The following is a 13,741-nucleotide window of genomic DNA, read 5'->3' as shown; positions in this document are numbered from 1 at the left end:
CCCCGTCACGCCAGCGCATCGAGCACCAGCGGCTCGATGCTGCGGGCGCGGTCGATCTTCTCGGCGATCTTGAAAGCGGCGTCCAGTTCGCCGATGCCGTACTGCTGCATCAACTGGAAACGCTCGGCCTTCTCTTCCGGCTCGGTCTGAGCCAGCGCCAGGTACAGGCTGGGCGGCACCGCGCGGAATAGCACTTCCATGCTCTTGGAAAGGATCACGCCCTCGCTGAACTTGCCGGCCTCCTTGCGGGCCGACAGCATCAGCGCCTTCTGCGCCGCGTTCAGCTCGCGAAAGCGCGCGATCTTCTCCACCTCGTCGGGCGGCATCGAGAGGCAGATCCACCACTCGATCATGTTGAGCATGGGCTCGGCGGCCTTGGGCAGGTCGTCGATGTTCTGCGTCGCCAGCCAGTACCAGGCGCCGAGCTTGCGCCACATCTTCGTGATCTTGACGACGTAGGGCGCAAGCAGCGGGTTCTTGGTGATGATGTGCCCCTCGTCCGTCACGTTGATGATCGGCCGGCCGAGGAACTGGTCGCGCTCGGCGATGTTGTTGACCGTGTTGATAAGGCTGATGTAGGCGATGGAAAGCTGCGCGTTGTAGCCCTCGCGTGCGAAGGTCGCCAGATCGACGATGGTGATGTCGGCCTCGGGCCAGGGCGTGCCGGGCCGGTCGAACATCTCGCCGTCCACGCCCTGGCAGAACATATCCATCGCGTCGGCCATTTCCAGCAGCCGCGCGCGCCGCACCTCGGGTAGTGCCGTATCGCGGCCGCGCTCGCGCAGCGCATCGCGCACGTCGCGCGTCAGGACGGTGCGCTGGTTGGCCACGCAACGCTGGGCCGCATCGAGGATGCACTGGCGGATCAGGCTGCGGTCGGCGCGCGTCATGCGCGCCTCTTCCTTGTCCTCGCCGCCGGTGATCATCAGCCGCGCGGTGATTTCCAGTTCCCCCAGCACGTCACGCTGCTCGTCGGCATCCGCTGCCTGTGCCGCTTCGTCGCGGTCCTCGTCCAGGGCGTCGGCATCCAGCGTCTGCACCTGGCTGGGCGTTTCCACCAGCCGGTGGGCGTCGGCGAACGGCGCGAGGCTCACCCCGGCACCGGGGGCCAGCTTAACGCGATGCACCTTCATGCCTAGCCGCGCCGCGAAGTCGCCGAACAGGCCGAAGCTGTTGCCCGCCTCGACGATGAACAGCCGCGGCCGGTAGATCGCCGTCACCTGGTTCAGGATGTTGTTGAGCGTGGCGCTTTTGCCCGAGCCGGTGGGACCGAACAGGAACAGGTGAGCGTTCATCTGCCGGTCGAGCCGGTTCAGCGGGTCGAAGGTGATCGGCCCGCCGCCGCGGTTGAAGAACGTGATGCCCGGATTGCCGGTGCCCTGGCTGCGGCCCCACACCGGCGCGAGGTTCGCCGCGTGCTGCGCGAACATCAGTTGCGTGTACCACTGGCGCTTGTCGGTGGCCGGATCGAACACGCACGGGAGCCAGCGCAGGTAGCTGTTGAGCGGCGCCACCTCGTCTTCCTCGCGCACCGGCTGCAGGCCGGCGTTGAGCATGACGTTGACCAGTTGCAGGCCGCGGGCGTCGAGCTGCGCGAGGTCGCGTCCGCGCAGATAGAAGGCAAGCGCACCGCGGTAGAGCTTGTGCGCGCTGCCGATCAGCCCGCGCGCTTCCTGCACGTCGCGGCGCGTCTGCTCCGAAGCCAGCGTCTCGCCGACCGACTTCTTGCTCAGGTGGTTCAGGTGCCCTTCGAGCACGTCCTGCGGCGTCGCGACGACGGTCAGGCACATCACCGTGTCCTCGGGCATCTGGTCGAACAGCGCGTTGACGGCATCGCCGCCCTTGCGCGTTTCGCCGGTGACGTGGCCGGTCGCAGGCGGCATGCGCAACCGGTCCATCACGATGATCCGGTGCGGCATGCCGTCGAGCAGCCACGTGCCGTTCGCCACGTCCGAGCGCGGCTGGCCGAAGAACAGGCGCTGCGCGAAGTCTCCGCTAGCCAGCTCGATCTCGCCGTCTTCGACTGCCTCGGGGTAGCGCGTGAGCGCATAGAAGCGCTCGCGGTCGTCGGCGCTGGGGCCGAGCAGCGTCGGGTGCGGGTTGAACCAGCGCAGCAGCCAGTCGTGGATGTCGGCCGCCTCCATGCGGCGGGATTTCACGCCCGCGTTGGCGAGGCCGCCCACGAGCCGGTCGCAGATCGTCGTCAACGCCTGCTCGGGGGACTGGCCGCGCCGCGATGCGGTCGTAGCGTTCGCGCGCCGGTAGACCACCATTCGCACGCGCCGGACCTGGCCGCGCCACGGCAGCCGCGTCACCGTGGTGTCCTCGAACAGCCCGCCGGGCTTGGCAATGGCGCGCAGGTGGTGCCCAAAGAAACGCAGGTAGAAGTCCGTGAAGGCGCTGCCCTGGGCGCGCGGCCGCACATAGTCGGCCAGCCCGCGCAGGTAGGTGTCCCAGGTCGATTCGTCCTGGGCGTAGAGCTGCACGACCCACGGGTTCTCGTCGAGTTCGTCGAACGAGTCCTGCAGCGCGTTCTCCAGTGCATCGCGTGCCTGCCACAGCCAGGCCATCTCACGGCCTTCGGTGCCGACCGGGGCCAGTTCGAAGAAGCCCGCAACCGACTGGCCGTCTTCCAGCAACATGCTCTTGGAGCCGGGCAGGTACTCCATCCACGGCAACAGGTCGGCGAAGGACGGTGCCACGCCGTAGAGCGCCTGCAGGTCCGCTTCGGTGGTCGGCGGGCGCGGCTGGCTGCCCATCGCGCTGCCGGGCTCGGGAATGCCGTGCGCGGCCAGCGTCGAGACATGCTGCGACCAGGCGTCATCGGCATCCAGGTCGGGGCCGGCGGGCGTGACGGCCTTGCGTGCCCAGGGCAACGACCAAGCCATCAGTAGTCCTCCAGGCGCTCGCCAGGCATCGCGTACTGCACGCGCTGGTAGAGCGGGAACACGGTGGTGTAGCCGGGCACGGGCACCGGGTCGGTGCCGGCCAGGTGCGGGAACACGTACATCACTAGGTCCGGGTTCGGCAGGCGTCGGAACTGGCGGTAAATCTCGTTGGCCGCGGTGCGCGTGTAGGCGGCAGCGGCGGCGGGCACCGCCTGCACGTCGGCCTCGGTCAGCGGCCGGCGCAAGTCCTGGCGTGCATCGAGCAGTTGCCGCGCTGCCTGCCCACCACCGGCGCTGCCGCCCGTCTCCTGATTCCACACGTCGAGCATGGTGTGATCGCCGTGCGGCAGCAACTTGTCCTTGCTGGTGGCGCAGCCGCCCAGCACCAGGACCGCGCACAGGATCGCGGCCGATTCAATCCAAATCCGACGCATGCTTGCCTCCGATGCGTTGATTGACCCGGCGCCCCTTGGCGTCGTAGTCGATGTTGAGCGGCTGCTCCAGATGCACCGCGACCTTGGCGCCGGGCCGCACGTAGACGGCGGCGAAGGCTTGGCCGTAAAGCTTGTTGACCCAATCGGCCATGTCGCGGACGCCCCCGGCCAGGATGCGGCCCATCGCCTCGTTGCCGCTGATGCCTACCGTGCCAAGCGAGCCGTTGCTGTTAGCGACCACGGCCACGCTGCCGTTGTCCGACTTGATCAGTGAAGCGGCGCCGGCGCCGGCCGCGGTGATGAGGGCTTGCGAACCCAGGTACTGCTGCGCGTTGCTGCGCCGTTCGCCGCTGACGCAGGGGATGCCGTAGGGATCGCTGATCCAGCCCAGGCCGCCTTGCGTCGTGCTGTTTGCACCATTGCCCTGGCCGCCGCCGCTCTGGTTGCGGTTGCCGTCCTCCGGCATCGTGCGCACCGTGCCGTCGTTGAAGACGAACGTCACCGAGCGAATCTGGCCGCGCACGCAGGAAAGCGTCCAGTCGCCCGAGGCCGTGCCGCTGACCACCGCGCCCGCCACGTCGGGAATGTCGATGCCGTTGGCGGTGAGGTTGTCCGGGCCGATCAGCACCTTGAAGGGGTACGGGTCGTTGACCGTGCCGTCGATCGGCACGCGGCCGATCAGCGCGGTCATCGCGATGGAGCCCATCAGCGTCGAGTTCGACGGCACCGTGTAGACCGGCTTGGACGACGTGCCCACGGCGCGGCTGCCTGCATCCGCGACGGTGCTGGCCACGTTGTCGGCCGTGTCGGAAAGCGTCTTCTGCGCCGGCCCGAAGCTGGTCGGAAAGTTCAGGCCGCCGCTGCTGCCGTTCTTCGCCGAAGGCTTCGCATCGTCCGGTTCCACCCAGCGCGTGCCGCTGGTGCTGCGCGCGGCGCCGCCCTGGCTGCCGCTGAAGCCCTTGCCGTCGCCGTCCTCCAGGCCGAGCCCGACCGGCAGATCGGCCTGGCCGCCCTTGCCGGAAAGCCCATCCAGGCGCCGCTGCAGGTCTTGCAGCAGGCCCTGGGTCTGCTGGCGGTCGCCGGCCAACTGCTCGCGGTACTGCTGCAGGCGGCCGCGTTCACCATCCAGCGCGGACTGGATGCGCTGGTCGATCGCGCTTTCCCGCGCGCGCATACGCTCGTTCTCGCTCTTCTGGTTCTTGTTGTCGTTGAGCGCCGTCTGCAGCTCGTTGCGCAACTGCTTGACCTGGGCCACCAGTGTGGCAACGGTATCGCGCGGCGTGTCGCCCTCGATGCCCAGCGCCTTCATCTCTTCGGGCGTGAGCGAGTTGGCGCTGCCGGCCGGAACGGGCTTGGCGCCGCGATCCCCGGAGAACATCTTGATGCCGACGAACAGCAGCACCAGCGCCATCGGGATCAGCAGCCACTTCAGGAGGGGGTTACTTTTCATGGCGGGCACCTCCTTCGGCCTGGCCGGCCGCCGCGGCCGGCGGCAGGTTCACCGTCGCGTCGATCGGTGAGAGCTTGGGCAGCAGCGACTCGGCCAGGCCGTGGCCACGGGTCACGAGGTAGACCACCGTGGTGTCGGCGGCGCGGCCGGCCGGCGCCAGATTCGGGTGCTGGAAGGTCGCGGCGAGAAAGTCGCCCTGCAGCGCGCGGGGATCGAGGTCGAGCCAGCGCCCGGAGGCGTTGGTGAGCTTCACCGCCGTCACCCACTGGTCTTCGAGCCGCCAAGCGGCCAGCGCCTGCGCACGCACCGGCAGTGTGGGCAGCAAGGTGGAAAGCTCCAGCCCACGGCGCAGATTGACGCGGCCGAGGCCGGGAACGGGCTCCACGGTGCGCAGCGGCGCGTAGAGGTTCTGCGCCGCATAGCGCGTGAGCACAACCGCCACCGGCGTGGCGCGCTTCGCTGCGGGTACGGTGCGCTCCGCATCGTCGTCCGCCGGCTTGGCCGGCTCGCCGTAGCGCGTCGCCGGCACGTCGCCTTCGACGATGCGCACGGGTTCGAGTGCAGGCTGGCCCGCCTTCGCCGGCTCGGCCGCGATGTCCAGCAGGATCAGCGCGCCCGACTCCACGTCCTGCAGTTGCAGCCGTGTGGGCGGGATCGGCGCGCTCGCGCGCAGGTAGATCGCGCCACCAGCGCTCTGCACGCGCAACTGCTCGCCAACCGTGGGCGGCACACCGATGCGCACGTTGCGCTCGATGAACACCACGCGCTCCTGGCCGACCACCAGCGGCACCGCCAGCGGCAGGCGCTCCCAGCGCAGGATTTCGACGGCATGGGCCGCAGGCACGAAGGCCAGGCACAGCAGCAGGCCAGCCAGGGCCGCCGCAGATGAACGCTTCCCGAGGGACTTCATGGGGTGTCTCCCTGCAAGTTGGAGCCGGCGCTTGCGGCCCGGCCGGGCGGCGCCGCAGGCGGCGGGGTCTCGATGCGCTCCGGCGCGCGTGCATGGCAGTCCAGCGCCAGGCCGAAGGGGTTGCGCTCGGGGTCCACGTCCATGCGCACAACCTTGAGTGCATAGCGCACGAGCGCGCGCTTGACCTGCTCGGCGCCCAGGTACTCGTCGGCGCTCACGTCCAGCGTGACGATCCAGTTGTTGGCCGACACGGTGCGCACGCGCATGGCCGGCTCGTCGCCGTAGCCGCGGCCGGGAATCTCGTAGATGCCGCGCACGCGCTGGCGTAGCTCGCCGTTGCTGCGCCGGAATTCGTAGTCCTGCTGCAGGAAGGCACGGCAGCTCGGCGTGAAGTACGCAGACAGTGCATGCAGGTTGCGCGGGTAGTCCTGCTCGCCATTGGTCGGCCAGCGCTGGGCCTGCTGCCAAATGTAGAAGGTGAAGGCGTAGACGCTCTCCGGCGGCACGTCCCACCACTTGCGCGTGCTGCCCGAGCGCAGGTCGGGTGGCACGTGGATGGTCAGGCTCTTGGGTGCGCTCCACCAGCCGAAGCCGAGCAGCAGCGCCACGACGAACAGTGCGGCGCCAGCCAGGCGCAAGGTCTTCACATGCGCCTGCAGGTGCGCGACCTCGTTCTTGAATCGGCTCATGGTCTACCTCGACGCAGGGACGGATCGGGCCGCAGGCGCCGCGTGGACCACCAGCCCGACCGGGTGATGAGCTGGCCCCCGCCCGCATGCGCAGCCAGCGCGGGGTAGCGCAGCGCGAGGCGCCACTGGAGCTGGCGGTACAGCCAGGTGTCGGGCCGGCCGCGCTTCCACCGCCGCAGCAGGCCGCCGCCCACGAAGACACCGACACCGATGCCGGCGACGATCAGCGTGGGCACCATCGCGATGCTGTGCGTCAGCCAGGCCAGCGGTACGCCGGCCACGAGACCGGCCGCGCCGGACAGCCCGGCGCAGACCCACAGCTCGTCGGCCGTGAGCCCGCGCACGACCACCGGGTGGCGGTTGAGGCGGTGCGGCAGGAAGGTCACGAGCCCGTCGCGCGACGGACTCTCCAGGGCGCCGGCCATCGTTGCCGGGCCTTACAGGACGCCGGTAGCCTTGGTCAGCAGCCAGATGCCGACGACCAGCAGGATCGCGCCCACCGCGACGGTCAACCCGAACTGCCCCCACGTTGCGCGGCCGGTGTGGATCTCGGCGTAGCGCGTGTAGGCGTGGTAGCAGACGCCGACGAACATCGAGGCGACGACGAGCAGCGCGATCAGCAGCACGATGTCGTAGCCGTAGTTTTGCAGCGTCTGCATGATGCCGCTGCCGGTGCCGCGCGACGGGTCTTCCAGCGTGGGAAGGTCGGCGAACGACGGCAGCGGCGTGGCGGCGATGCCCAGCGGGATCAGCAGCGCGGCGATGCGCGCGGCGGGCCGCGACGTGGGACGGCGAGAAGTAGCGGGAGCGTTCATGGCGAAGTACCTTTCATGGGGTCAGGACAGGAGGAAAAAGCCCAGCACCAGGTACATCGCGACGAAGCGCACGATGACGCCGAGGAACTGGCGTTGGGTCAGGTGGTGCTCGGCCCAGCCGACATAGGCAGTGCGCATCGCCCACACGCCCCACAGCAGCAAGATGGCGAAGACGAAGCCGAGCACGACGGTGGAGACGGCCCCGGGCGCGAAGCCGCCGTTGGCCGTGAAGGCGGCGACCTGATCGGCGGAAGGCGTCATGACGACGGCGCCTCCTTGGGCGACGTCGCAGGCGCCGCGTTACTGCGCGTGTAGTCACCGGCCAGCGGCACGGGATCACGCGGCTGGGCGCGTTGCGGAACGAGGTAGTCGCGCACGCCGGTGCGCACGCGCTCCAGGTCGGCGCGCAGCCGCGCGTAGTCGAAGTGGTAGCGGGCGCGCTCCTGCGGCGCGGTGGTGGCGGCGTGCTCGGCGAGGCGGTCCAGCAGTTCGAGCTGGCGCGTTACCGCGGCGAGCATCTCGCGCTCCGCAGCGTTGTCGGAGGCGTCAGCGGCGATGGCGGGCTGCAATCCGGCAGCGGCAAGCAGCAGCGCGGCAACACGCACGGCCCAGGGTGCCTCGACGGCGAAGCGCCGAACCTGCGCGGGATTGCGAGTGGTTTCCATCGAGCCGTTCTCCGAGGGATGCGGATGGCTCGATGCTCAAACGGCCGGTCTTCCGGCGCCGCAATCAATCGGAACCGGCCAGCCACCGCTTTCCGCGGCAAACTCCGCTGCAGAGGAAGGAATTTCCCCGATGACGTCGTCTTTAATGCACTACCGTCTGAGTGGAGGTGCAAGTCAAGACGATGATGGTTGTTGCGCTAGTGCTCTACTCCACGGGGAAGAATATCGACCCTTCGCCTGATCTCGGCACCAACTCTGCATACAGAGATCTACGCCCGATGATGACAGCGAGCACTGGCCGCTTGTCCCGACGCTGCGCTGCCAACAAAGTCCATTCAGATCTGTCAAGGCTAGAAGGCTGGGGATGGTCTTCCGGGTGGGTATGCCATTCGCCTAAATAGCGGACAGTTCCCTGACTCGCCGTCCATCGCGACAACGCAATAGCCTCATGACCAAACGGCATCCGCTCGAACAGATAGCGAAACCGCTTGTCCCACGCGGTAGGAACCGTCGCCTGCTCAATGAGCAAATGGGCTCCATGTACAGAACCAAGCAAGAGTCCGCCCGCTTCGCAGTCGGCATCACTAGCCTGGATATGCTGACTGAATGTCTCCAGCGTCTGGGTCGAAAAATGCAGCAACCTGCTCTTGTCGCCAGTTGCCCAGGACCCTAGGAATTGCATAGAGGGCAATCATGATCTCGCAGAGGATCGCAGTCAGGCGTGGCCAGATGATGGGTCTGGTCGATCAGCCGGGTCCGCAATGCAGGAGAGTGGACGCCCTTGACCCAATCAAGGGCCATCTCAGCACCCAAGCTGGCTGCCTGCACCGACACCGAAGCCGGAAATGGCACATACAAGCCCTCGCACCCGTGGCCTGCCAAGATGTTAGGCAGAGCATCAATGGTCGAGCGAAGTTCGCCTCTTCTGTGGCTCTGCCATAGGCATCGGTAGCACGCACCCGATGCGTTCGTTCTCAGGAGCGCACGCACAGCCGTTCCCGGCCCTTCGATCCAAACAGAAAGCATGGGCGTGGGAGCCCTGTAGCGGCCGCACAGCCAATGCCCGAGGGATTCTTCGCCGGTGGCATCGATGAGTAGGTCCAGCTTTCCCAGTTGGGCCTGTCTCACGTCCACGGGGAGCGCATGAACCTCGACGCCTGGCGACAAGCGCTTGAGTTCCTTCGCCATCGCCTCAGCCTTGTTCGACAACAGGTCCGGGAAGCCGAGCCGATGCCGTCCGATGTTCTGTGGAAGGAGGCCATCAAAATCCACCAGCGTGAGTTTCCCTCCGCATGATCCTGCCCCGGCCTTGACCAGCATGTCCGAGAGGTATCCGCCGATCGTGCCGCAACCCACAAGTGCGATTCGTTTCCCCGCCAACGTTTTCGACTTGGGGATGTTGCGCTGGGCCAGATACCGGTCATCGATCCTGATCACTGAGACGGGCATTACCTTCAGCCCAAAACTCGAATCCCTGCGATCAGCAAGCTTGGTCTTTTGACTCACTTGGTGGTCAAAGAGCACGGCAAAGCCGTAGGTCATCAGTGGCGATTCGATGATGATCAGGACGCCATTTGCTTTTTTGCTTTGCCCTTCCTTGATTCGTTCGTGAATCTTGCGCCGACACCGTGGGTCCAGGGTGCTTTGCCAAGCCAAGACGTCCCCCACCGTTTCGGGGGGCCAGTGGCTGGTTAGTGGGCGGGGTTGCGCGGTGGTCTTGACCCGGTATGTCAGCACCGTTTTATCAGTGACCTGGTAGCCGAGTGAATGCAACTTTCTTGTTGTTCGATCTTCGTTGTCGGTGATGAACCAGAGTGGATTCCCATTGGCTTGCGCAACGATACAGTTTTGTCGCCCCAGATCTTCGCCTTGCATGTCCACAAAACAAAGCCAGCCGTTCCAGTAGGCAAAGAACTCTTCGGCGAGATCTTCGATCATCTCGCCCTTCAAGATCTGCCCGAGCACCGCTGCCGCCCGTTGCAGGCACGCCAAGGACTGCCCTACAGGATCGTAGATGTCCAGCACGACAGTTCCCTTGGCCAGATAGCAAAGGCCGCCCTCCGCGCCAAGATGAGGAACTGCATTGGGCAGTTCAGGCGGAATTTCGAGCAGCCGAATGCGAGGCAGGTCGAAGAAGGTAGGGTCGAGCTGAACCTCACATGGAATGCCATCGTCCGCGCCGCACGGGATCAACGGCCCCCTCAGCTTGAACCAGCCGTCGTCCGTCTTGCCGACAAACTCGAAGCCTTGCAGCCTGAAGGCTTCGACCACATCGGAGACCACGGCGACGCTGCTCATCCGGCCTTCGTGCGCCCGACCAATTCGCTCGGACCAGCCGTAGCCGGCGCTGCGGCAATGGTGGCGACAACGGATACCACCTTGACCCGGTCCGGCTCGTTCGGAAAACGCGGACCGAATTCGCCTTGCATCCAGACGCAGGCCTGTGAAGGGCTGCCGGCGTTGGTGGCTCCGCGCAGCACTTTTTCGAATGCTTCGAACGCTTTCGCAGCCTCTTCGACGCCCTCTTTACCAAGGCGTGCAGTAAGCGACTCCGACTCATCAACGGGGTTGTTCACCCCCGCGCGCAGCCGGGCCGGCAATGCCGCGACGACATCCAGCAACGCCAGGTCGTCGCGCCGATCCCGCTTCTCGAATAGCGGAGCCGCAGCGGCCATCAACAGAATCGAAGCCGGTCCACCGCTCGACCACCGCCAATCGCGAAACGCCTTCAAGTAGCGAATCACGCGGCGGAACTGTTCGCCCTTGGCCTCCACCTCGCCCAAAAACCATTCCTTCACAGGCCTGGGGTCGGAGGGCATCCAGTTGCACTCGCGGTGAGCCAGGAGCACTTTATCAGCGGGCAATGCCGTCCAGGCATCCCGCTCTGCCATGTTCACCGCCTCCGTCAGCGAGTCATAGCCGTATCGCTCCATCGAGGCTTTCGCGAGCGTGACGAATTCTTCGTCGGGGATGGCGTACAACGGAATGTCGATGTGGGCATAGGCCGCAATGACAATCCGGATGCATGTCGGCTTGTCGGTGACAAGCTTCCAGTGCTTCTCCTCGACCAACAGCCTCAAGGCTTCTTCAGCAGCTGCAAAGAACACCGTTGTGGCCCTGCTGGGACGCTTCGTCTGCGAGACAAAACTCAACGGCAGATAGCAACCATCATCGACATCCGCCTGCTGGGGCCGTTGTGCCGGGCCGTTCAAGGTCTTGTACGCCCACGATCCTTGCGTGAAGAAGCGTGGCTGCGGCACGTCGTCCGTGTACCCGCGTTCGCGCAGCACGCGCGGAATTCCGGTGCGAAGGCAGTTCCTGACATCATTTCGGGCGCTGGCGATCCAGGCTCGTTGCTCGGGCGACAGATCCAGCTCGTCATGCATGCAGGATTCGTCATCGACGGTGGTAAAGAAAAGCGGGCTCAGGTTCAGCATTCGGCCTCCGGCACATTCTTGTTGGGGCCGTGATAGAAGGTGGGTGCGCCGGCCTGGTGCGCTCGAAACGGTTGGAAAAGAGGGTCGCCAAGCGCGCGCTGCGCTGCATGATTGCCGCGGTCCTTCAGCGTATTCGTGGCGCCGATGGAAACCCGGTCCAGCGCCTTTACGTCCTTGCTTTGATCGGGCGTGGCCTTGTCGTCGATCTGGAAGTAGTTGCTACCCAACGACTGGCGCAGCATGTAGTCCACCGACGACTCCTGGGCAGAGATCACCAGATCGAACAGCCCTCCGCGCCACTTGCCGAATCCGCGGTCGAGGCTGGCGCCGCCACGGACGGTTGCACCGATCGTCATCGTGCCGATGGACAGCACCCGGACCAGTGCATTCTGTTTCGGCGCGAGGAACGTATTGACTTCGTGCAGCCCGAACAGTCCTGGCGCATTGCCGACCAGTCCTCCATCCGCAAAGACGCCACGATCGTTGCGCGCTAGGGAAGGTCTGCACAAAGCGCCAGAGTCCGTGCGCCGCTTGAATTGAAAGGACGCCGCCGTCTCGCGGATGCGTTTGGCGGAGAGATTGGGGGCGATTCCAGTGCTCGCAGGCCGTTGCTGCGATGGTTTGCGCGCTTTGCAGGCGCACTCATGCCTGCAGCCCGCCCAATTTGCGGCGCGCCATCCACAGGTTGGACAACGCAAACAGCGTGTGCAGTTGGGCCGTGTTCTTCGCCAGCCCCCGGTAGCGCACCTTGACGTGGCCGAACTGCCGCTTGATCACCCGAAACGGATGCTCCACCTTGGCCCGGATGCTGGCCTTGAGCCGCTCCAGTTCATCGATCAAGCGATTCGACTCGCGCGTCTTGTCCAGCGCCCGGCGCTTGCCGGGGCGCATGGCGACACTCCAGCGCACATCGGGCTTGGCGTCAGGGCGTTTGTGAGCCCCCTGGTACCCCGCATCACCAAACGCCTCGCGCTCTTCACCGTGCAGCAGCGCGTTGGCCTCGGTCACGTCGCTGACGCTGCCGGCTGTGCCCCGCACCGTGTGCACCAGGCCGGACTCGGCGTCCACGCCGATGTGGGCCTTCATGCCGAAGAACCACTGCTGGCCCTTCTTGCTCTGCTTCATCTCGGGATCACGCTCGCCGCTGGCGTTCTTGGTCGAGCTGGGCGCGGCAATCAACGTGGCGTCCACCACCGTGCCGGCACGCAGCATCAGCCCCTTGCTGCGCAGCAAGTCGTTGATGGCCTGCAGGATCTTGGGCGCCAACTTGTGCTTCTCCAGCACGCGCCGAAAGCGCAGGATGGTGCTCTCGTCGGGCACCCGCTCGTCCCAACCGCCTAGGCCCGCGAAGTCGCGGAACAGCGCCATGTCGTGCAGTGCCTCTTCCATGGCGGGGTCGCTCAGGTTGAACCACTGCTGCATGAAGTGAACCCGCAGCATGACCTCGACAGCAAACGGCGGGCGGCCACGTCGGCCTTCGGGCATGAAGGGGCTGATCAGCTCGACCAGTTCCGACCACGGCACCACAGCGTCCATCTCTTCGAGGAACGCCCGCCTGCGCGTTCGCTTGTTCGACTGCCCCAGGCCCAGACTCGTCTGCTTCATGACCTGCATGCTCTCAGCTGTTCAGTTCATGCGGTAGCAGACTTGCCCGGGGTTATGCAGAGCGTCCCTAGCGGAAAGTAAACGGGCGCAGCGGCGGTCGCCAACGCCACATCCACGATCCTCATGCGGTGGTCCATCTCAAATGAGGGATGGTGAGGCGTTTTGAAGAACTGGCCGCGCCCCGTCGAGTAGTTGACGGCTGGCACGAGAACGCGGTGCTTCAAGTTGCCGATCGTGGCGTCTTGAAAGCGCTCGGTCAGCACGCCCCGCAACCCTGCGGAGTCGTGCTTGGCGGTCAACCAGAAGCCCAGAAGGCGCCGAGCGAGACTTCGGCAACCAAAGATGCGGGAGCCCTGTCGTTCGAACAAGGCTTTGAGTTCAATGGCGGGGATTTCCGCGGCCAGCCCCAAGGCCAGCATCCCGCCTGCAGAGGTGCCGCAGATCAGGTCGAAGTGAGAAGCGATGGGGCGGCCTAGCACGGCTTCAAGCTCGGCAAGAACCGTCGCTGTGTACAAGCCGCGATAGCCGCCCCCAGACAGGGCGAGCACATGGTAGGTGGGCACGCCCATCATGGCACTCAGCCCTTCGGCGGGAAGGAGTCGTTACCGTGGCTGTCCTTGTCACGGATGCGACCGTCCGGACGGTGGATGACCAGTTCGGACTGCTGGTTGCGTGCGATGTCCCGCGCCGCGTCAATGGCCTGCTGCTGCGTATCGTGCACGGAGGTTGCCCGTTGATTGCCGGCACCCTTGACGGCCCAACCGTCCTGGTGAGGAACTACATGCTGATTTTTGCCTGTCATGGCGAATTTCCTAAAGTTGAACCATCGAGACCCCGGCCAGCCGGCC

General features: G+C 65.9%; 14 protein-coding genes and 2 pseudogenes. All 16 read right to left on the bottom strand.

Going from position 1 to position 13,741, the window contains the following annotated elements; genetic code table 11:
* Nucleotides 1–5 precede the first annotated feature (5 nt).
* Complete coding sequence (locus tag C2U31_RS01170; protein WP_016451650.1) at nt 6–2,888, bottom strand: conjugative transfer ATPase; 2,883 nt, start codon at nt 2,886–2,888, stop codon at nt 6–8.
* Complete coding sequence (locus C2U31_RS01165) at nt 2,888–3,322, bottom strand: TIGR03751 family conjugal transfer lipoprotein (protein ID WP_004265606.1); 435 nt, start codon at nt 3,320–3,322, stop codon at nt 2,888–2,890. Before C2U31_RS01165 ends, C2U31_RS01170 begins: the two co-directional genes overlap by 1 nt.
* Nucleotides 3,303–4,772, bottom strand: coding sequence for a TIGR03752 family integrating conjugative element protein (locus C2U31_RS01160; protein WP_016451649.1), 1,470 nt, complete (start codon nt 4,770–4,772; stop codon nt 3,303–3,305). The genes C2U31_RS01165 and C2U31_RS01160 overlap by 20 nt, the downstream gene beginning before the upstream one ends.
* On the bottom strand, nt 4,762–5,682 hold the full coding sequence (locus C2U31_RS01155; RefSeq protein ID WP_016451648.1) for a TIGR03749 family integrating conjugative element protein: 921 nt from the start codon (nt 5,680–5,682) through the stop codon (nt 4,762–4,764). Before C2U31_RS01155 ends, C2U31_RS01160 begins: the two co-directional genes overlap by 11 nt.
* Nucleotides 5,679–6,371 (bottom strand): PFL_4703 family integrating conjugative element protein, encoded by a 693-nt coding sequence (locus tag C2U31_RS01150; protein WP_003454780.1) that lies wholly within the window; start codon nt 6,369–6,371, stop codon nt 5,679–5,681. The genes C2U31_RS01155 and C2U31_RS01150 overlap by 4 nt, the downstream gene beginning before the upstream one ends.
* Nucleotides 6,368–6,796 (bottom strand): TIGR03750 family conjugal transfer protein, encoded by a 429-nt coding sequence (locus C2U31_RS01145; RefSeq protein ID WP_003454784.1) that lies wholly within the window; start codon nt 6,794–6,796, stop codon nt 6,368–6,370. Before C2U31_RS01145 ends, C2U31_RS01150 begins: the two co-directional genes overlap by 4 nt.
* A gap of 12 nt (nt 6,797–6,808) precedes the next feature.
* Nucleotides 6,809–7,186, bottom strand: coding sequence for a TIGR03745 family integrating conjugative element membrane protein (locus C2U31_RS01140; RefSeq protein ID WP_003454787.1), 378 nt, complete (start codon nt 7,184–7,186; stop codon nt 6,809–6,811).
* 21 nt (nt 7,187–7,207) lie between these two features.
* Complete coding sequence (locus tag C2U31_RS01135) at nt 7,208–7,447, bottom strand: TIGR03758 family integrating conjugative element protein (protein WP_003454790.1); 240 nt, start codon at nt 7,445–7,447, stop codon at nt 7,208–7,210.
* The gene (locus C2U31_RS01130) at nt 7,444–7,851 is read right to left on the bottom strand and encodes an RAQPRD family integrative conjugative element protein (RefSeq protein WP_004265602.1); all 408 of its coding nucleotides are present in this window, start codon (nt 7,849–7,851) and stop codon (nt 7,444–7,446) included. The genes C2U31_RS01135 and C2U31_RS01130 overlap by 4 nt, the downstream gene beginning before the upstream one ends.
* 205 nt (nt 7,852–8,056) lie before the next feature.
* Nucleotides 8,057–8,533: a Mov34/MPN/PAD-1 family protein gene (locus tag C2U31_RS01125; protein ID WP_003454794.1), complete on the bottom strand. Its 477-nt coding sequence runs from the start codon at nt 8,531–8,533 to the stop codon at nt 8,057–8,059.
* Nucleotides 8,521–10,149: a ThiF family adenylyltransferase gene (locus C2U31_RS01120; RefSeq protein ID WP_003454796.1), complete on the bottom strand. Its 1,629-nt coding sequence runs from the start codon at nt 10,147–10,149 to the stop codon at nt 8,521–8,523. The genes C2U31_RS01125 and C2U31_RS01120 overlap by 13 nt, the downstream gene beginning before the upstream one ends.
* On the bottom strand, nt 10,146–11,288 hold the full coding sequence (locus tag C2U31_RS01115; protein ID WP_003454798.1) for a cyclic GMP-AMP synthase DncV-like nucleotidyltransferase: 1,143 nt from the start codon (nt 11,286–11,288) through the stop codon (nt 10,146–10,148). The genes C2U31_RS01120 and C2U31_RS01115 overlap by 4 nt, the downstream gene beginning before the upstream one ends.
* Nucleotides 11,282–11,782, bottom strand: a pseudogene (locus C2U31_RS01110) (patatin); the annotation flags it as partial. The pseudogene C2U31_RS01110 and the gene C2U31_RS01115, both read right to left, overlap by 7 nt.
* A gap of 148 nt (nt 11,783–11,930) precedes the next feature.
* A complete protein-coding gene (locus C2U31_RS01105; protein ID WP_103276204.1) occupies nt 11,931–12,893 on the bottom strand; it encodes an IS5 family transposase in 963 nt (320 codons plus the stop codon).
* Nucleotides 12,894–12,961: 68 nt separating this feature from the next.
* A pseudogene (locus tag C2U31_RS01100) lies at nt 12,962–13,465 on the bottom strand (CBASS cGAMP-activated phospholipase); the annotation flags it as partial.
* A gap of 5 nt (nt 13,466–13,470) precedes the next feature.
* Nucleotides 13,471–13,695 carry a DUF2188 domain-containing protein gene (locus tag C2U31_RS01095; RefSeq protein WP_003454802.1) on the bottom strand — a complete coding sequence of 75 codons (225 nt, stop codon included), beginning with the start codon at nt 13,693–13,695 and terminating at the stop codon, nt 13,471–13,473.
* Nucleotides 13,696–13,741 lie beyond the last annotated feature (46 nt).

It is taken from the genome of Achromobacter sp. AONIH1, assembly GCF_002902905.1.
In the GTDB taxonomy this organism is placed as follows: domain Bacteria; phylum Pseudomonadota; class Gammaproteobacteria; order Burkholderiales; family Burkholderiaceae_B; genus Achromobacter.
This window is presented reverse-complemented; position numbering and strand designations above follow the sequence as displayed.